Genomic DNA, 17,835 nt, shown 5'->3' on the forward strand with positions numbered 1-17,835 from the left:
ATGACTCTTGCTTCCATGCAAAGCGTCCTGAAAAGATACGGTTCTTGCGCAGCGCTCGATTATATCGATTTGGAGATCCATGAAGGAGAAATCGTCGGTTTGCTCGGTCCCAACGGAGCCGGTAAAACGACGTTGATTCAGGCGCTGACAGGCATTCTTCCGGTCGATCAAGGGAGAATTTCGTTGTTCGGCGATTCCCGAAACCCGTTTTCCGATGCCAATAAACAAAAGCTCGGTCTCGTAACGCAGGAAATTGCCGTTTTCGAGGAATTGACCGCCAAAGAAGGATTGGAATTTTTTGCGGGGATTTATGGTTTGCGCCGGGAAGAAAAGAAAAAAAGGGTAGCCGAAGCGCTGGAATTTGTCGGTTTGTCCGCTTACGCGAACAAAGTTCCGCATAAGTTCTCCGGAGGCATGAAGCGTCGTCTGAATATCGCTTGCGCGCTGACCCACCGTCCCCGATTATTGATCATGGACGAGCCGACCGTCGGCATCGATCCGCAATCCCGCAATCATATTTTGGAATCGGTCCAAAAATTGCGCGAGCAGGGGACGACGATTTTGTACACCACCCACTGCATGGAAGAAGTTCAAGAGATCGCTTCTCGCGTCGTCATCCTCGATCAAGGGCAGGTCGTCAAAGAAGGCACGGTGCAGCAATTGATCGAGACGGTTCGACATGAAGAAACAATTATATTCGATGTCGCCGATCCGCTCGGCATTCCGCTCCGGCAAGTGGAAAGTATCGCGGGCGTGAGTCAAGTCTCCGTTTCCGGCAGCCGCATTACGGTGATCTCGGCGGCGGGAGCAGGTAATCTCGATCGCATCTTGTCTGTCGTCCAACAACACTCCGGCGTACTGGGGATTCAAGCCGACAAGCCTAATCTGGAAGATGTTTTTCTGACTTTGACAGGCAAACAGCTGCGGGATCGGGAGGGATCGAGATGAGGGTTCTTTCGACGGTTCGGTTCACGCTGCTGCGATTGATGCGTAACTACATTGTGTTGCTTTTACTGCTTGCGGTTCCGATCGCGCTATTGACGGTCTTTTCCGTGATCCTGTCGGGCATGGTGGACGAAGCGGGACGGCCGTATTTCGATCAGACCGCATTGACGATGGTATTGGCTTTTCAATTGTTCGGCGGCTCGACGGTGATGAGTTATTTGAATGAGGATTTGTTTGCGCGGAATCGGGAAAGAATGACGGTTGCCCCGTTTAACCGAACGCTTTACGCGTTTTCGATTCTGCTCGCCGGTTCGGCGTTTTCCTTTTTGCTTGGCGCCGCGATCATGGCTTACACACGATTGGTACTCGGTTTGGTTTGGGCAAATTGGGGTTGGACGCTGTATCTGATCGCATTGATGGCGGTATTGTCGAGCATCGTGTGCGTGATTTTCGTTTGCGGCGTCAAAAGTTTCAGTACGGCGGAACGGCTAAGCGAAGTGTACGGCGTCGGATTCGTGCTTTTGGCCGGACTTTTTTTCCCGATGCCGCAGCACGCCGTGTTCGAGTTCATGGGTTCGTACGGCAATCCGTTAACGTTATCGGTAGGGGCTGTGAGAGCGGTCGAGATCGGCAACTGGAATGAAGCTTGGTTTCAGGCGAATATCGTGCTGGCCGCAATCGGCTTCCTATTCCCCGTGATGTTGGTCATGGGAAGGAGGAGGTTGCGATGACGATCTTTTATTTCACGTTAAAAAGAAGCTTCGCCAACCTCGCCAATTTGATTTTCCTGACTGCGGCCCCGATCGCGTGCATCTTTTTACCTGCCGGAGAAGGTTGGCCGCCGCTTGCTTACGGGTACGCTTACTTCGGCATCGTGATTTTGTTCGTCGCGATTCGATTGGCGCAAATCATGATGGAAGATCGGGTAAAAGGCATACTTAAGCGGTTGTCCGTGGCACCCGTCCGCTACTTTTCTTATCTGGGCCAGCACTTGCTCGCTTACGCCGTTATTCTGATTCTGCAAAGCGCCGTCGTCGTGCTGGGAGGATGGATCGCGGGGCAGGAGCTGCATCGTCCGTGGGCACTTTTCGCGTTGTATGTTTCGTTCAGCTTTGCGGCATTGGCTATGGCGTTGGCTTGGATCTCGGTCTTTCGCAGCAAAGATGCCGCTTTTCTTTTCTATATGTCTCTGATCGTCCTGGCGGCGCTGCTCGGAGGGATCATTTTGCCGCTTGAAATCTTCCCGGACCTGTTGAGGCGGATTGCGGTCATTTTGCCGACGTTCTGGTTTGCGGAAGGCTTGAAGAGTATCGCTTCCGCGCAGCCGTTCGCGGATAACGTGCGGATTAACGCCACGCTATGTCTGTATGCGCTCGTATTTCTCGTGTTGGGCAGCACGCGCAGAATGCAATGACGGCAGGAAAGGGGGGCGTAATGAGCTTGCGGACAGAAAGGACCTGGCTGGCAAACGGATGGCGACTGCTCCATTTCGGATTTTTGACGTATTTATGGATCGGTTTCGACGATGCGGAGAACACGTTTATTCTGCTCCTGCTTTTGTTTCTTTTGACAAGTCTGCGTTGGCGTTTCGAGCTGCCCGCAGTGTTCCTTTTGCCGGATATTCTGATCTGCGTGCTTTACTTCCCTTATACGTCCGTCAGCTATTACGCGTTGGCGCTGCCGATTTTCGAATGGGCGCAGCGCGGACGCTGGCCGTTCTCTTTGTCGGTTTTTGTTGCGTTAGGCTTCGTTCCGTTCTTTTCCGGTTGGCTGCTTTGGTATTTTGTATTGGCTTTGTTCGTCGGCTTTTTCCTCGACCGGTACGCGCGGAATCTGGAGCAGTGGAAAAAGGAAGCCGACGAGCAGCGCAAAGCAAGGCAGGAACTCGAACGGGTAAAAGCCGAACTGTTGGAGGCTCAACGTTCCGTGTCGAAGCAGGCGGAGTTGACGGAACGTTACCGCATCGCGCGGCAGCTGCATGACCATCTGGGCCATGACTTGACGGGAGCTTCCTTGGCGCTGCAAGCGCATGCGTATGCGGAAGACCCCGAAGAAGCGAAGTCGCTGCTGCAAGAGGTCAAAAGCCGGCTTGAACGCAGTACGCACAGCTTGAGGGAGACGGTGCATGACGCGACGCCGGTCGCCCCGATCGGCATCGAAAATCTGGAGCGCGCTCTGCTGCATTTTCAGGAGATCGACGTCTCTTTGCGAAAATCGGGAGATCTTCTAAGCGTCGCCGCTTATCAATGGAGTCTGCTGGAAGCCTGCTTGAAGGAAGCGTTGACCAACATAGTCAGACACAGCGACGCTACGGCGGCGGAAGTGACGGTTCAAGTCGCGGGAGCGATCGTTCGGCTGCTGGTACAAGACGACGGAACGCCACGGGAAAACAATGCGCAGTCCGAGAGCGGGAGCGGTCTTCGAAGCCTGAACATGCGTGCGCGCGCGCTGGGAGGAAGTTTGTCGACCAGCGCGGACAACGGATTTTTGCTCGTCTGCGTGCTGCCGCTCGAACAGGAGGGATAAAAGATGAAGCTGCTGATCGTGGACGATGACCCGCTGGTGTGCAGAAGTCTGAAGTTGCTGCTCGGAAAAGAAGCGGATTTCGAGGTGCTCGGCGTAGCTTTCAACGGTCGAGAGGCGATCGAATTGTGCGAGCTTCAGCCGGACGTCATCTTGATGGATATCCAAATGCCGGTCATGGACGGGATCGAAAGCACGAAAATCATCAAAGCGAAGTTTCCCCATATTCGAATCATGATGCTGACCACGTTCCGTGACGAGCAAAATATCCGGCTCGCGCTGCATGCGGGCGCGGTCGGTTATGTGCTCAAGTCGTCCGCGATCGAAAACATGTCGGCTCAAATTCGCGCGCTATCGTCAGGGTCGACCGTATTGAGTCCGGATGTGCTGAATACGATCATGGAACCGAACCGGGACGATCTGCTGGAATTGACCGAGCGGGAGAGCGACATCGTCCGGCTGATCGCGAGAGGCATGTCCAATCAGGAAATCAGCGAACAGCTTTATTTAAGCGTAGGCACAGTGCGCAATATGCTGACGGTCATTTTGGACAAGCTGGAACTTCGAGACCGTACGCAGTTGGCGATTTATTATTGGCAGGGTAAGCTTTGAGCACATGCGAAATCAAATGGAAGCCGAAAAGAGGAATGGGACTATGGATTGCTTGGGGTGTCGAATCGCGAACGGCTTGGAGCCGAATACAAAGAAGACCGTTTCAACTGGGAGAGCCTGCTCAGCCGCATGATGCCGCACAGCGATTGAGACAGACAAGAGAAAAAATTCTACTTGCATTATCCGTTAGAGAAGAGGAGCGAAGAACATGACATTCCCTACCCATATCGTATCGGCAGGCGGGATCGTGGAAGACGGAAAAGGAAACGTTTTATTGGTAAAGGCGCATGATGACGGATGGGTATATCCGGGCGGAATCACGGAGGTCGGGGAGAATCTGATTGACGGCGTGATTCGCGAGATCCGGGAAGAAAGCGGGATCGAGGCGGTCGTGAGCTATATGGTGAACGTGATCTCCAACACCGCCCTACATAAATGGTACGACGGCGTAACCGATGTGCCGACTAAAGTCATGTTCGATTTTGTATGCAGAGCGGTAGGCGGCGAATTGTCGACCTCGGACGAGACGAGCGATTGCCGATGGGTGCCGAAAGAAGAAGTGCTGGATTACGTCACGCTTCCGGCAATCCGTTTGCGTTACGAGGCTTACTTGAGGTTCGAAGGCGCCGTAAACTACTTGGAGTACGCGACCGCTACGAACACCGAATGCGAAGTCAAGCTGCAAAGACAGGTATAAGCATAAGCCTATAAATACACAGGAGGATTTCAAATGCAGTCATTTTCAATCATCTTCGATATGGACGGTACTTTGTTTCAAACGGATCGCATTCTGGAAATTTCGCTGGAAGAGACGTTCGAATATTTGAGGTCGCGCGATCTATGGGGCAAGGAAGTTCCGAGTCCGATCGAAACGTACCGGGCGATTATGGGCGTGCCGCTTCCGCAGGTTTGGGAGACGCTGCTGCCCGAGCATACGGACGAAGTGAGGATGGAGGCCGATCGGCACTTTTTACAAACCTTGATCGCCAATATTGAAAAAGGAAAAGGAGCCTTATATGCAGGCACCTCGGAAGTTCTTGCTTATCTAAAAGAAAACGGTGTATCGGTTTATATCGCTAGCAACGGATTGCAGCTCTACCTTGCGGCGATCGTCCGCTGTTACGGTCTGGACGCTTGGGTTACCGAGACCTTTAGCATCGAGCAGATCGATTCGTTGGACAAAGCGGATCTGGTCAGGTCCATCATCGAAAAATACGGCATCGAAAAAGGAGCGGTCGTCGGAGATCGGCTCTCCGATATCCGCGCCGCCCAAGCCAACGGATTGTTCGCGATCGGATGCCGGTTCGATTTCGCACGCGAGGAAGAGCTGGCGCAGGCGGATATCGTGATCGATCATTTGCGGGAGTTGAAAACGCTGATTCATCAAATATCGCTTTCTTCTCCTTCAGGCAGGAACATACTCGGTACGTTATGAAGCTCGTTATATCGTTCCAGCTCGTCGATTTCATGTTGAAGATCATCGAAGTTGAAGCGATGCGATCCCCATTGGCTTGCGATAATTCCGTCCGAATCTGGTTCTGCGGTGAATTTTCCATCAGAAAGCCCCATTACGCCATAATCGAAATCTTCTTTATCGAGCCTGGAACCTTTGTTGGCGCTCAGGAACAAAACGACTTCTTCGCCGATCGTAAACATCGGGGTCACTTTTTCGTCCACGATCAAGATTTTATCGTCTGTCTCGCCTCCTTGTGTTCGAACTTCTACAACGCTGCCGGGATCGCCTTTGTAAACGGTAACCACTTGAACGAAAGTGTCAGTAGCCGGAAGTCCGGTAAAGTCGTTTTCCGTTTCTTGAGAAAGAACAGTACCATGAATGATAACATCCGAGTCGCGCACCAGTTGATTCTTTTCCATTTTCGTCATCCGAGAACTGGCTTGAGCGATCTCTTTTTCCCTACTTTCCTTCGTCGTTTCCATCGTTGCGGCTGGAGATTCCGTTCGATTCGAGGTTTGATCTCCACAAGCGGCAAGAACGACTAACAGGGCAGTCCATGTCAGCAAAAGCATTCTGTTAGATCGCATCATTTTCCCTCCTGACTCCTGAATTGAATACTTATCTAATGAACGTCTTCTTTGCAAAGAACGTTATCTTTTTCATCCATACATCGAAAGGACGGTTCCTATGCTACGTTTACAAACCTTCACCCCGACCGACTTCGACCAACTCATTCAATGGAGCGGCGATGCAGCCTTTTTGCTCCAATGGGCAGGTCCCCAATTCCGATATCCGCTATCTATCGATCAATTGGAAAGCTACATGCAAGGAGCTAACAACAAAGATTCCTCCGATCGGCTCATTTACAAAGTCGTCGACGAGTCAATCAACGAAACCGTAGGCCATCTGTGCCTAAGCCTGGATCGGGACAACCGTTCGGGGCGAATTGGAAAAGTATTGCTCGGTACAAACCATCAAGGCAAAGGCTACGGCGAACAAATGATCCGGGAAGCGCTGCGTATCGGATTCGACGACTATCATCTGCATCGCATCAGCCTAGGCGTATTCGATTTCAATCATTCGGCTATCCGCTGCTATGAAAAGTCAGGATTTGTTCAAGAAGGACTCATTCGGGATGCAAGAAGGTACAAAGACATCTTTTGGAATCTGATCGAAATGAGTATATTGGAAGAGGAATGGAAAAGGATGAGCAAAGCCGAATGATCCGAGGCGTGAGCGTAGAGATCCCGAACGAATACGGCAGTTTTCTAGGCAAATTGCTAAAACCTTTTCCAGTCGCAGCATACAATTGGCGTATCGGAGCGGAAGAATCATATCGAATCGTAAACGGCGAGTTTGAACCTATGTTCCTTAAACCAGTCGAATGCATGAACGGCGAAGTACTGAAAAACATCATCGAAAACGAAAAATACTATCTCATTTTCCAAGACCTAAAAGCTTTCCCAAAAACCGATGACCCTATCGAAATCAACACCTATTCCGACTTCCTGACCAGCGAATGCGAATTGTCCCTACTGGTCATCGATAGCAGTTACGTCGCGATCTATTGCAAAGATGCAAAAATAGCACACAAAATACATACCCGCGCCCAAGCCCTAAACTACAGCAATATCCGCTACATCACCGACGAAAACGATTTCAGAACGAAGCTAACAGTCTATTAACCCAACACCCAAAATCCTTTCCTAAAAAGAAAAGCCCAGCGGAGGGAGAAATTCAGTTCAAGACGCCTTTGAACCCGCAGCGCCCACCTTTTCCACACACGAACAGGATTTCCAATCTCCCACATCAAGGAGTGATTCCGATGAAAAACATCTTCGACCCCGCGCCGACCGAGGAAATTCTCGCCCGAATCGATCAACTGCAACCGGATGCCGAGCCTTCATGGGGCAAAATGAACGTCGCGCAAATGCTGGCGCATTGCTCGGCTTTTCAAGATATCGCCACCGGCGACTCCGTTAGCGCGAGAAGCTGGTTAGGCATAGTGGTCGGTCGCTTAGCCAAACCTGTTTTTTACAACGACAAACCGCTTCCGCGAGACATGTCCACGATTCCGACGCTCATTATTACAGATCCACAAGCCTTCGACGCAGAACAAGCAATCCTGAAGCAAAAACTCAAAAAGTTGCAAAGCATCGGCCCTGACAAGCAGCCGCTTCGCCCTCATCCTTTCTTTGGCAAACTAAGCGCAGAAGAGTGGGGGAAAGGCATCTACAAACATCTGGATCATCATCTTAATCAGTTCGGAGTGTAAGTTATGAGCAACCGCCAATGGGTCATTCACTTTATGCGGATGCATAAGCGCGTTTTCGCGTGCGGGTTTATCGTCACGACGCTGATGACTCTTATTAATTTGATTTATCCGTTTTTGAACGGGCAGATCGTCAATATCGCTTTTTATGAAAAAGATCCGTCCGCTTTTTTGCGATTATGTCTGATCTACGCGGGCATGTTGTTTTTTAACCAATTTATCGTCGCCACGCTCAACAATCTGATTTCTTCGCATCTGATGACCGGGTTCGTTTTCGATATTCGACGGACATTGTTTAAAAAGATCCTGCGTAAAAAAGGCAAAGACCTATCGGGGATGTACAGCGGGGATCTGATCAGTCGAATGAATCTCGATACCTCGGATATCATGAATCTGGTATTTTGGAGCGGGCTTTGGGGGTATTCGAACCTTTTACATATCGTTTTCGCGGTTGGTTTTATGTTCTATTACAATGTGCTGCTTGGGGCGCTGACGCTCGTTTTGGTTCCGCTTGTCTTCTACACCTCCAGAGCGTTCAAGCGGAGATCCGAACGAATCAATGCCGAGGTTTCCAGGGAACAAGGTCAACTTTCGTCCTATTTGTTCGAAATCGTGAAGAATCTGCAAGAGATCAAGCTTCTGAATGCGGCTAAAAGAGCTTCCCGGTTCTACTTGAGGAAAACGACTGCCATCAATCAAATGAACGTTAACAGCGGAAAGGTGGATGTCGCGACCGAACGGGTCAACGCCTTCATTTCCCTGATTGCCCAACTGTTGATTTTCGTCATCTGCGCAATCTTTATCGTGCGTGGGCAGATGCAGCTCGGCGTATTTGTGGCGGCAATCAGTTACTTCAATATGGCCGTTACCTACTTTGCCTCGATCAATGGAAAGATTGTCGAAGCCGGACGCCAGACCGTGTCGCTCCAGCGCGTGGTAAACATTTTGAACGGGGAAGAAGAGGATTACCGGGAACAACTAGCACCCGTGACCATACAGGACGGGCATATCGAATTCAAAAATGTAACGTTCGGCTATGCCGACGCGCCTCCTGTTTTGCATCTGTTTAATCTTCGGCTTGAAGGAGGCACGACGGTTGGGCTGGTGGGTCGAAGCGGCGCGGGCAAAACGACGATCGCAAATCTGCTCTACAACCTATATTCCGTAGACAGCGGTGAATTGTTGATCGACGGAACGAACATCGAACGCTACAACTTACATAGTTTGCGCAGTCAGGTCGGCATTGTGCATCAGGAGACGATTTTGTACGACGACACGCTGCGTTATAATTTGACCTTTTCCCATGATCGCGATCGAGACGAATCCTTAATCGAGGTCTTGAAAAAGGCCGAGTTATACGAAGTGTTCAAGACGCTGCCGAACGGACTGGATACGCGGCTGGGAGTCGGCGGACAAGAATGGTCGGGCGGTCAGAAGCAGCGGTTAGCGATCGCAAGAATTCTGGTCAAAGATCCCAAAATTCTGATTTTCGACGAAGCGACTTCATTTTTGGATAGCCGCAACGAAGCCCTGATCCGGGACATGTTAAGCGACAAATCCAAGCCTCGAACGCTGATCGTCATCGCGCACCGTTTTTCCACGATTCAAAGCTGCGACAAGATCGCGGTGCTGGCAGACGGCGCCGTGGTAGGCTTCGATACGCATGAAGCGTTAATCGAAAATAACCGCGTCTATGCAGAATTGTTCCGCGAACAGTGCATGGGGGAGGAGGCCGTATGAAGCGATGGGAGACGTACCGGGCATTGACGCGGGAGATTGGAGGCGTTCGTAAACCGCTGATCGTACTCGGACTTTTAAAAGGATGGAATCTGATTTGCGGACTGGTTCCCCTGATCTTGTATGCACGGCTTGTGGATCATGTATTAGTAGGCGGGGATCTCAGTGAACTGGGGTGGATTGTTGCCGGATATGCGGGAGTGTTCCTGTTGGCGACCGTTGGAATCATAATCGGCAAAAGTTTCTCTAACCGTCTACATTTCACATTTGACGTCAAAGTGAAACGCAAGCTGTTGACGCGATACGCCGCGCTCGATCGGGATACGTATCGCAAATACGGCATCGGAGACGTCAAAAGCCGAGTCGAGAGCGATACTGAAGCGGCCGGGAACTTTTTTGCCACGCATCTGCTGGAGTTTGGCTATTCTGTGGTGTATGCAATCGCTCTGGTGGGGATTCTGCTTGTCTACGATTGGCGAATCGCGTTGATCAGCTTTGTGTTCGTCCCGATCTCGTTAATTACCGTCAATGCTCTAGGACGAAAAACGCAGAAGTACGGCGAGGAGCTATGGCGGCTTCAGACGGGGTACGAGAGTTTTCTGCATACGAATTTTCAAAACTGGAAAGATGTCAAAACCAACAACCTGGAAGCGGATCGGTTGGACGAGCTGAACGATCACTACAAAAAAATCCGCCGCTTTTGGTTCATGAATCAACTCTATTTGCATCTGGGAATTACGTACTCCTTTTTCACCAAAAACTTTATTACGCAATTGTTCGTTTATTTTATTGGTGGCTTGTTCGTCATTCAGGGCTATGCGGAAGTCGGCGTGCTGTTGATTTTTGTCAGCTATTACGGTCAGTTTTTCGGGTTCATCGAAGGGATTGGCAATTCGGTCATGAACTTCAGAAATGATTAGGTGAGTATAGGAAAAGTAATCGAAATTCTGAATACGGAAGTCCGGCAGAAAACGCGTCGAACAATCAAAGGCACGGATGTGCAAGCGGATGGCGTTCGATTCGCTTATGAGGAAAATGGACCGCTTGCGCTGGACGGGATTTCTTTTTCCGTGGGGAAAGGCGAACACTTGGCAATCGTGGGCAAAAGCGGCAGCGGCAAATCGACGATCGCCAAGCTGTTGACCGGACAGATTGTTCCGCAAGCAGGCAGCGTATGGATCGGCGATGCGGACGTGGCGACAGTGAGCAGCGAGAGTCTGGCGGATCAGGTGAGCATCGTGGTGCAGGAGCCGGTGCTTTTTAACCTAAGCATTCGGGAGAACCTGCTGTTGGCGAAGGACGGAGCAACTGATGCAGAGCTGACCGAGTGCTGCCGAAGAGCGAGCATTGATGGATTCATCGAGACATTGCCCGAGAAGTGGGACACGATTATCGGCGAAAAAGGCGTACGTCTCTCGGGCGGTCAGAAGCAGCGTTTATCGATTGCCCGGGCTTTTTTGCAAGATCGGGATATCATTATCTTCGACGAAAGCACCAGCGCGCTGGACAGCGAGAACGAGAACGGTATTATTCAGGAACTTCGCAGCCTTGCAGAAGGCAAAACACTGATCTCGATCGCCCATCGGCTATCTACCATTCTGGATTGCGACAAGGTGCTCGTGCTGCAAGACGGCGCGGTAGTCGCTTACGGCACACACGAAAATTTGCGTAGTGCCAGCGAACATTACGACCTATTATTCGGCAATCAATATCGGTTGATGCTCAGTAGTTGAAAAGAGACCTTATGAGGACTCCTGCTGCACAAACTATAAGTTGATTGGCAAAACCTATTTCCTATTCCTAGTAGTTTGACCAAACTTAATCATAGGTTTACGTTCGGCTGAAACGCACACGCTTTAGGTGCGTTTCAGTCGGGCGTAACCTTACATTTAACTTGGTCAAGCTATTAGCGATGAAGCGGATAATGAGAAACAAATTCGCAGAGAGGTCGTGGCAATATGGGAAAAGAGAGTATCGGACAAAAGTGGGATGCCAAGCATTACGACGCACAGATCGGCTATGTATCGAAGCTGGGGACAGGTCTGATCGAGCTGTTGAATCCGCAAGCCGGAGAACGGATCATCGACTTGGGCTGCGGCACGGGCGATCTGGCGGAGCAGATTCGCAAGCGGGGCGTTTTTTGCACGGGAATGGACTATTCGCCGGAAATGATCGAAGCTGCACAGGAAAAATATCCCGAAGGATCTTTTCGAGTCGCGAACGCGGAGGAATTCCGGTTGCAAGACGGCGAAGAAGAGTACGATGCCGTATTTTCCAACGCGGCGCTGCATTGGATGAAGCATCCGGAAGGCGTTATCCGTTCGGTCGGTCACGCACTGCGTCCCGGCGGACGGTTCGTGGCCGAATTCGGCGGCAGCGGGAATGTCTGCGCGATCGTCAATGCCCTGACTAGAGAACTGGCGGCACGCGGCATCGATTGGCAGTCTCGTTTCCCTTGGTACTTCCCGTCGGTCGGACAGTACACGCCGCTGTTGGAGCAAGGCGGCTTCGAAGTTCGTTACGCCGAATTGTACGATCGTCCTACCCCGCTCGGCAGCGGAGAGAACGGTCTGAACAACTGGCTGCAAGCTTTCGCGGGACCGCTGTTGAAAGGAACCGAGCCGGAGATGCAGCAAAAAATCGTGGAAAACTGCGCGTCTGCGCTGAGACCGACTTTGTATCGCAACGGCGAATGGGTAGCGGATTATCGTCGCCTGCGGATCGTAGCAGTTAAAAAGTAAGAGATGCTGATTTGGAAGTTTGGATAAAGGATTAAAAAACCTGCACAAAAGTGCGGGTTTTTTACACGTAAGCCTAATCAACAGGCTAGGAGGTTGCGATATGCCCTATGCTTATACGGTTTTACACGTTGAACCTTATCACGAGCGCCCGGTATGGATAAAAAGTATGACGGAAGTCGAGGAATACATGCCGCTTTCACCGCTTGCGGGCGAACGTGAAGTTGAGCTATTCCTATATACGCTTCTAGGTGCCAGCCAACTTGAACTGCGCGCGACACCTCAACAGATGCTGCAAGAGTTTATGGAACTTGACGAAGAAAACGGAATCGCGCTTAGCGGCGGCATTGTTTTTTGCGAAAATGAAAACCGCCGCATCCTGCCCAGCTGCTGCGCCGGGGTCGAACAAATACCGGAGATTATCGAAGATGTGATCAATCGGCAAAGCCCGTGGCTGGGGCATGATCCATGGCCGACGATTACCTACGAAGGCGAGCAGGCGTATGTCTGGCCGGATAATGTTTCCGCTCAATTTCCCGATTCGGAATCGGTGAAGATCGAAGTCTCTGAGGAACCGCCGATCGTTTATTCCTATGGGGAATTGTTGCAGAGTGTTCACCGTTGTGCGACTGAGCTTGAAGGCTTTATCGACGGGCCGCTGTACCTTTGGTTAATCGCTAACAGTCCAGAACTAGCCGGAGCGGTGAGCGAACGACTGAAGCGGCTGCTGTTGCAAGTATAATAGTGACTTGACCAAGTTAAATGTAGGGTTACGCCCGTCTGAATCGCACCTAAAGCGCGTACGTTTCAGGCGACCGTAAACCTCTGATTAAGGTTGGTCAAGCTAATAGCATAGGAATACGGGTAATTCATAGGAAGCGAAGATGAGTGTGCATTCTAAAACAGAAAGAAGGAGCCGAACATGATCCCTGCAAAAATCACGTTGGTTACGGTCGCGGCCAATAGCGTTCCGAAGCTGCGAGCCTTTTATCAAAGTTTAGGTTGGCCGGAGACGGATGTCAGCTCGGATCAGTACGCCGTATTCAAGACCGCAGGCGTGCTGCTGTCCATTTTTCCTATCGAAGAAGCGCTGCAAGAAGCAGGATTGGAGACGGTTGCAATCTCAACCGAACTGCCTGTTTTCAAAGGAATTACGCTGTCGCTCAACGTTGATACGCCCGAACAGGTCGATGCCATTATCGGCGAAGCAGAGGAAAAAGGCGGCCGAATCCTCAATGGACCGAAAGACGCTGTTTGGGGAGGGCGCATTGGACATTTCATGGACCCGGAAAACAATCTGTGGGAAGTGGCTTGGAATCCGACGGCCGTGTTTAACGAGTACGGAGCGATGACTTCTTTTTAACAAGGACCATGATCCCGATCGAGGTGAGCCCAATGAAGCTGTTATTCGTATGCAGTCGCAATAAATGGAGAAGCCTGACCGCGGAAAAAATCTTCGAGCCGCTGCCGGATTACGACGTGCGATCGGCCGGAACGGAAAACGGTGCGCGAATCAAAGTAACGGAAGGCCATGTGGGCTGGGCCGATCAGATTTTTGTCATGGAAAAAAAGCATGTTCGGCGTCTGCGCGAAAAGTTCGCAACGGAACTGCAAGGAAAATCTCTGATCTGCCTCGACATCCCGGACGACTACGGTTATATGGACGAAGACCTGATCGAAATATTGAAGTCGCGGGTATCTGAATATGTTGAACTTCCGGAAGACTTTTGAAAAGGTACATGCCCTAGTTGTACCAGACGATGACCATCATATAAGGACGAGGTAAACCATGAACGAATTCACTAATTTAAAAGCACAAGAGTATGCCGAACAAGGAAACATCGAAGCCTGGATCCATGACTATCTGCAAAACGAAGGCAATAATGTCCCGTTATCCGACAGACTGAAGCTAAGAAAAAGATACTGGTTGGGACCTCTGGAAGTGAAATTGACCAGCCTGAAGCGAATCGTAGGACCCGAACCGCACAATGAATATGTCGAATCGGAAGAAAATTGGAATCGCCGGATCGAAGCAATCGCGCTGCGGCTGCAACAGGGCTGGGACATGCCGCCGCTGATCATTGAGAATCAAGGCGGCGTGCTGAGCGTGCGCGACGGTAATCACCGGATGGGCGCTTTGGAAAAGCTGGACCGCAAAAGCTGCCCCGTATTGATCTGGGACGATGCGGGCGTCGAACATATTCGGATCGGAGACGTCGAGGAATGAGCAGGCGCGAACGAATTGCGAGCATCGCGGAAGAACTGGCAGCAAGGCCGTTAGTAGGCAATGAGCAGAAGTACGGTCCCGATCTGGTGCCGATCCTGCGTGATTTCCCGAGAGAAAATCCCGATATCGGCTTTGATTGGTGTGCGGCTTTCGTGTATCACTGCTGCTTGGAAGCGGGTTTGGCGTTACCGGTTCGACATCCGGCGCCCGTCACGCGGAATTTTGCCTGGGTCGAAGCTTGGATGGAATGGGGCAAGCTCAACGGGTTCTATTATCGAGCGGATGATCCTCTGTTTACACCTGAGCGCGGCGATTTGATCATTTTCGATAATCTGTTGGGCAAAGGTCCAAACGATCATATCGGTATCGTAGCGCGTGCGGAAAACGGACAGTTGATCACGGCAGAAGGCAATTATCATAATCGGTCGGGGATTTTTGATCGGACAGGCGTCGCATTAAACGGATTTATACATATCGCGAATACCTACTAGCTTGACCAACCTTAATCAGAGGTTTACGTTCGCCCGAGACTTCGTACACGGTTTAGGTACGAAATCTCAGACGGACGTAACTTTACATTTAACTTGGTCAAGCTATTACGAGTATAAGGAGGCGTAGAGCATGAGCCGAAAGGTTGATTATAAAAAGGACTACAAATCGTTATACCTGCCTAAAGCGTCCCCGGAAGTGTTAGAGGTCCCTATTATTCCTTTTTTCACGATTGAAGGAAGCGGAGATCCTAATGAAGCAGGTTTTGCACAGGCGACGGAAGCGTTATACAGCCTGAGCTATGCCGTAAAAATGTCCTATAAAAGCGACGATGTACCGGAAGGTTATTACGAATATACGGTTTTCCCGTTAGAAGGAATCTGGGATTTGGTCGATTATTCGAAGCCTTCCACGGATAAAAGCAACCTCAAATACAAACTTATGATTCGCCAACCGGACTTTTTGACCGAAGAAGGTTTTGAACGATTTTTAGCGCAAACGAAAAAGAAAAAATCGAATCCGCTGTTGGACGAGGTCAGATTTGAACATGTGGAGGACGGAATGAGCTGTCAGATGATGCACGTTGGCAGCTATGACGACGAACCGGCGAGCTTTGCGCGTATGGAAGAGTTTTGTGCGGAAAACGGCTGGATACGCAAAAGCAAGCTGCATCGCGAAATTTACATCTCCGACCCGCGAAAAACCGTACCGGAGAAACGCAAAACGGTGCTGCGGTTCGGGGTGGAGAAGTAGGTAGATAAAAAAAGCCGGTCTGGCAAAGCTTTTGCTCTGTCGTCCGGCCTTTTCAGCCCTTACTTATCAGTAGGACTGTGTCTGATTTACTTGTTCTCTTCACTCGGAGCTTCTTGATCTTCCATAAACCAAAGCGGGTCCATATTGTCTTCTTCGCCGTTGTAGTTGATCAGGATTTCGTCACCGGCCTTGATGTCGGTGTAGGCATAGAAATCAAACGTGTGCTTTTCAAAACTAATTTCGTAAGTCGCATTGGGCGTGTAGGAATGGTTGATCAGGCTTCCGTAACCGAGCAGGATCGCCGTGTGGTTCGCGCCGTATTCGAAAACGTAATCTTCCAAAATCGTTTTCTCGATATGTTCGTGTTCCTCGTTCTCGTAAGCGACAACAGGAGCTTCGTGGATCAGCTCGCCTTTTGCGATATCGCGAGTCGCGAATACGCCTCTTGTAAATTCGCCGCCGCTGAGCGGGGAATGTTTAACTTCGATCATGGTTTCACCTTCGCATTTCCTGGATTATAGAGAGATCGCCCATGCGGGCATAACGATAATTGTAGCCCAATCCTAACGGAACGGCAAGGAAGATTGATAGAGAAGGAGAGAAGTATTTCAGATGATAATATGGATTAACGGCGCATTCGGCGCGGGAAAGACGACAACGGCAGAGGAATTGCAACGACGCGTTTCGGACTCGTTTTTGTATGACCCGGAGAATGTAGGTTATTTTATTCGATCTGTTTTTCCCGCTAGCCTGCTTGAATCCGACTTTCAGGACCATCAGATCTGGCGAGAAATGAATGTGTCGGTACTCGGAGATCTGGCGCGCCAATATTCCGGTACGATCATCGTTCCGATGACTCTCGTCAACCCGGATTATTTTGAAGAACTAGTAGGGCAGCTTCGCTCGCAGGGAGTAGAAGTTCGGCATTTTACGCTGATGGCCGAACGGAAGACGTTGTTGCAACGTTTAACCAGCAGAGGCGAAGACGCGAATTCATGGTCTGCCGGGCAGATCGACCGCTGTCTTGCCGCGCTATCGGCAGAACGCTTCGGTCAGCATATGTATACCGACGATCTGACGACAGAACAGATCGTTGAGCGAATCGCGGCGGAGTGCAAACTACAGCTGAACCCAAAAGTAGGAAGTTAGGAAAGGGAGAATTACCATGACTGATAAGAAAAAAGATGATCTGCCCATCGAAAAAGGCGTTCGCGACTATATCTTTTGCCGAAAGCTGAATCAACGCGTTGCCGAGATTGGACATCTCAAACGCTCTCAGCAGGTCGACCACTATTTTTATGGGAAAATCGTGAAAATCAATATGCCCCCGCGTCTGATCTGGTTGATTCAAGAATACGATGAACTGGTAAAAAACGTCGTTATCTCTCTGCTGGACGAAGTGGAGGAGGAAATTTACACCTATGATCTCCAGCTTGAAAGTTCAGGAGAGCGCGTCTCGGGCATTTCATTGATCGAAGACGATATTTCGTTCTTTTCCGGCCCGGCTGTGCATGACGAATACCCTAACTATGACTCGGACAACAAGACGTCAAGGAGTTTCGAGTGAAAACCAGCCGAGACAAAATTCTCATCATCGGCATTGTCGCAAGCGGAAAAACAACACTCGCCAGGCGGTTATCCGAGCAGCTCGGAATTCCCTGGCAGGAACTAGACAATATCGTACATCGACGCAGCGAGGAAGGAAGCCATAAGCGCACGCAGGAAGAACAAATGGAATTGATCCGTCAAATCGACCGGGAAGGTCCCTGGATTATGGAAGGGGTCGACCGGTCTTCCTATGCGGCGCTGTACGAGATGGCGGATACCGTTATTTTTCTCGATCCTCCGTTATGGAAACGGAAATTGCGGATTGTCAGGCGCTTTGCGAAGCAGAAACTGGGAATGGAGCCCGCGCACTATAAGCCGGATCTGAGTATGTTGAAGGCGATGTTCCGGTGGACCGCGGATTTTGAAAAGAACCGCCCGCAATTCGAAGCCAAGCTTGCGCGGTATGCGCGTAAGGTCGTGACGTTGAGGACGAGGCGCGAGATTGAACGGTATCCAAACGGAGGCGTATAAGCTC

At 50.6% G+C, this 17,835-nt stretch carries 25 protein-coding genes; 23 read left to right on the forward strand and 2 right to left on the reverse strand.

Annotated features, from left to right (window positions below):
- The 7 genes from SACSAC_RS15180 (at nt 1) to SACSAC_RS15210 (ending at nt 5,515) form a co-directional block, all read left to right on the forward strand.
- Complete coding sequence (locus SACSAC_RS15180; RefSeq protein WP_037287839.1) at nt 1-948, forward strand: ABC transporter ATP-binding protein; 948 nt, start codon at nt 1-3, stop codon at nt 946-948.
- Nucleotides 945-1,676 carry an ABC transporter permease gene (locus tag SACSAC_RS15185; RefSeq protein WP_037287841.1) on the forward strand — a complete coding sequence of 244 codons (732 nt, stop codon included), beginning with the start codon at nt 945-947 and terminating at the stop codon, nt 1,674-1,676. Before SACSAC_RS15180 ends, SACSAC_RS15185 begins: the two co-directional genes overlap by 4 nt.
- Complete coding sequence (locus tag SACSAC_RS15190; RefSeq protein WP_037287843.1) at nt 1,673-2,359, forward strand: ABC transporter permease; 687 nt, start codon at nt 1,673-1,675, stop codon at nt 2,357-2,359. Before SACSAC_RS15185 ends, SACSAC_RS15190 begins: the two co-directional genes overlap by 4 nt.
- 20 nt (nt 2,360-2,379) lie before the next feature.
- The gene (locus tag SACSAC_RS15195) at nt 2,380-3,471 is read left to right on the forward strand and encodes a sensor histidine kinase (RefSeq protein ID WP_037287845.1); all 1,092 of its coding nucleotides are present in this window, start codon (nt 2,380-2,382) and stop codon (nt 3,469-3,471) included.
- 3 nt (nt 3,472-3,474) lie between these two features.
- Nucleotides 3,475-4,080: a response regulator transcription factor gene (locus SACSAC_RS15200; protein WP_037287847.1), complete on the forward strand. Its 606-nt coding sequence runs from the start codon at nt 3,475-3,477 to the stop codon at nt 4,078-4,080.
- Nucleotides 4,081-4,288: 208 nt separating this feature from the next.
- On the forward strand, nt 4,289-4,777 hold the full coding sequence (locus SACSAC_RS15205) for an NUDIX hydrolase (protein WP_037287849.1): 489 nt from the start codon (nt 4,289-4,291) through the stop codon (nt 4,775-4,777).
- A gap of 33 nt (nt 4,778-4,810) precedes the next feature.
- On the forward strand, nt 4,811-5,515 hold the full coding sequence (locus SACSAC_RS15210) for an HAD family hydrolase (RefSeq protein ID WP_051507150.1): 705 nt from the start codon (nt 4,811-4,813) through the stop codon (nt 5,513-5,515).
- Here the strand turns inward: SACSAC_RS15210 and SACSAC_RS15215 are convergent.
- The gene (locus tag SACSAC_RS15215) at nt 5,464-6,180 is read right to left on the reverse strand and encodes an inorganic diphosphatase (RefSeq protein WP_156951017.1); all 717 of its coding nucleotides are present in this window, start codon (nt 6,178-6,180) and stop codon (nt 5,464-5,466) included. The two genes, SACSAC_RS15210 and SACSAC_RS15215, sit on opposite strands and share 52 nt — an antisense overlap.
- 43 nt (nt 6,181-6,223) lie before the next feature.
- Here SACSAC_RS15215 and SACSAC_RS15220 point away from each other — a divergent pair, with 43 nt between their 5' ends.
- The 13 genes from SACSAC_RS15220 to SACSAC_RS15280 all read left to right on the forward strand — a co-directional run bounded on the left by SACSAC_RS15220 (nt 6,224) and on the right by SACSAC_RS15280 (nt 15,752).
- A complete protein-coding gene (locus tag SACSAC_RS15220) occupies nt 6,224-6,760 on the forward strand; it encodes a GNAT family N-acetyltransferase (protein WP_037287853.1) in 537 nt (178 codons plus the stop codon).
- Nucleotides 6,733-7,221 carry a DUF2691 family protein gene (locus SACSAC_RS15225; protein ID WP_245608648.1) on the forward strand — a complete coding sequence of 163 codons (489 nt, stop codon included), beginning with the start codon at nt 6,733-6,735 and terminating at the stop codon, nt 7,219-7,221. Before SACSAC_RS15220 ends, SACSAC_RS15225 begins: the two co-directional genes overlap by 28 nt.
- A gap of 140 nt (nt 7,222-7,361) precedes the next feature.
- Nucleotides 7,362-7,811 carry a DUF1569 domain-containing protein gene (locus SACSAC_RS15230; RefSeq protein ID WP_037287858.1) on the forward strand — a complete coding sequence of 150 codons (450 nt, stop codon included), beginning with the start codon at nt 7,362-7,364 and terminating at the stop codon, nt 7,809-7,811.
- A gap of 3 nt (nt 7,812-7,814) precedes the next feature.
- Nucleotides 7,815-9,548 carry an ABC transporter ATP-binding protein gene (locus tag SACSAC_RS27185; RefSeq protein WP_051507151.1) on the forward strand — a complete coding sequence of 578 codons (1,734 nt, stop codon included), beginning with the start codon at nt 7,815-7,817 and terminating at the stop codon, nt 9,546-9,548.
- Nucleotides 9,545-10,465, forward strand: a complete 921-nt coding sequence (locus SACSAC_RS15240; RefSeq protein WP_037287860.1) for an ABC transporter transmembrane domain-containing protein — start codon at nt 9,545-9,547, stop codon at nt 10,463-10,465. The genes SACSAC_RS27185 and SACSAC_RS15240 overlap by 4 nt, the downstream gene beginning before the upstream one ends.
- Nucleotides 10,466-11,278, forward strand: coding sequence for an ABC transporter ATP-binding protein (locus tag SACSAC_RS15245; protein ID WP_051507152.1), 813 nt, complete (start codon nt 10,466-10,468; stop codon nt 11,276-11,278).
- A 225-nt stretch (nt 11,279-11,503) separates the two neighbouring features.
- Complete coding sequence (locus SACSAC_RS15250) at nt 11,504-12,286, forward strand: class I SAM-dependent methyltransferase (protein WP_037287862.1); 783 nt, start codon at nt 11,504-11,506, stop codon at nt 12,284-12,286.
- 100 nt (nt 12,287-12,386) lie between these two features.
- Nucleotides 12,387-13,025 carry a hypothetical protein gene (locus SACSAC_RS15255; RefSeq protein ID WP_037287865.1) on the forward strand — a complete coding sequence of 213 codons (639 nt, stop codon included), beginning with the start codon at nt 12,387-12,389 and terminating at the stop codon, nt 13,023-13,025.
- Nucleotides 13,026-13,205: 180 nt separating this feature from the next.
- A complete protein-coding gene (locus SACSAC_RS15260) occupies nt 13,206-13,646 on the forward strand; it encodes a VOC family protein (RefSeq protein WP_037287867.1) in 441 nt (146 codons plus the stop codon).
- Between the two features lie 32 nt (nt 13,647-13,678).
- Complete coding sequence (locus SACSAC_RS15265; RefSeq protein WP_037287870.1) at nt 13,679-14,014, forward strand: low molecular weight protein tyrosine phosphatase family protein; 336 nt, start codon at nt 13,679-13,681, stop codon at nt 14,012-14,014.
- A 58-nt stretch (nt 14,015-14,072) separates the two neighbouring features.
- Nucleotides 14,073-14,510 carry a ParB N-terminal domain-containing protein gene (locus tag SACSAC_RS15270; RefSeq protein WP_051507153.1) on the forward strand — a complete coding sequence of 146 codons (438 nt, stop codon included), beginning with the start codon at nt 14,073-14,075 and terminating at the stop codon, nt 14,508-14,510.
- The gene (locus SACSAC_RS15275) at nt 14,507-15,001 is read left to right on the forward strand and encodes a CHAP domain-containing protein (protein ID WP_037287873.1); all 495 of its coding nucleotides are present in this window, start codon (nt 14,507-14,509) and stop codon (nt 14,999-15,001) included. Before SACSAC_RS15270 ends, SACSAC_RS15275 begins: the two co-directional genes overlap by 4 nt.
- Before the next feature lie 130 nt (nt 15,002-15,131).
- The gene (locus SACSAC_RS15280; RefSeq protein ID WP_037287874.1) at nt 15,132-15,752 is read left to right on the forward strand and encodes a GyrI-like domain-containing protein; all 621 of its coding nucleotides are present in this window, start codon (nt 15,132-15,134) and stop codon (nt 15,750-15,752) included.
- A gap of 86 nt (nt 15,753-15,838) precedes the next feature.
- Here SACSAC_RS15280 and SACSAC_RS15285 read toward each other — a convergent pair whose 3' ends face one another.
- On the reverse strand, nt 15,839-16,243 hold the full coding sequence (locus SACSAC_RS15285) for an SET domain-containing protein (RefSeq protein ID WP_037287876.1): 405 nt from the start codon (nt 16,241-16,243) through the stop codon (nt 15,839-15,841).
- Nucleotides 16,244-16,364: 121 nt separating this feature from the next.
- Here SACSAC_RS15285 and SACSAC_RS15290 point away from each other — a divergent pair, with 121 nt between their 5' ends.
- From SACSAC_RS15290 to SACSAC_RS15300, 3 genes are read left to right on the forward strand one after another with little or no spacing between them, the layout of a single operon-like run.
- Nucleotides 16,365-16,901, forward strand: a complete 537-nt coding sequence (locus SACSAC_RS15290) for an AAA family ATPase (protein WP_037287879.1) — start codon at nt 16,365-16,367, stop codon at nt 16,899-16,901.
- Nucleotides 16,902-16,917: 16 nt separating this feature from the next.
- Nucleotides 16,918-17,319 carry a hypothetical protein gene (locus SACSAC_RS15295; protein WP_037287881.1) on the forward strand — a complete coding sequence of 134 codons (402 nt, stop codon included), beginning with the start codon at nt 16,918-16,920 and terminating at the stop codon, nt 17,317-17,319.
- Nucleotides 17,316-17,831: an AAA family ATPase gene (locus SACSAC_RS15300; RefSeq protein ID WP_037287883.1), complete on the forward strand. Its 516-nt coding sequence runs from the start codon at nt 17,316-17,318 to the stop codon at nt 17,829-17,831. The genes SACSAC_RS15295 and SACSAC_RS15300 overlap by 4 nt, the downstream gene beginning before the upstream one ends.
- Nucleotides 17,832-17,835 lie beyond the last annotated feature (4 nt).

The sequence above is a fragment of the Saccharibacillus sacchari DSM 19268 genome, from assembly GCF_000585395.1.
GTDB lineage: Bacteria > Bacillota > Bacilli > Paenibacillales > Paenibacillaceae > Saccharibacillus > Saccharibacillus sacchari.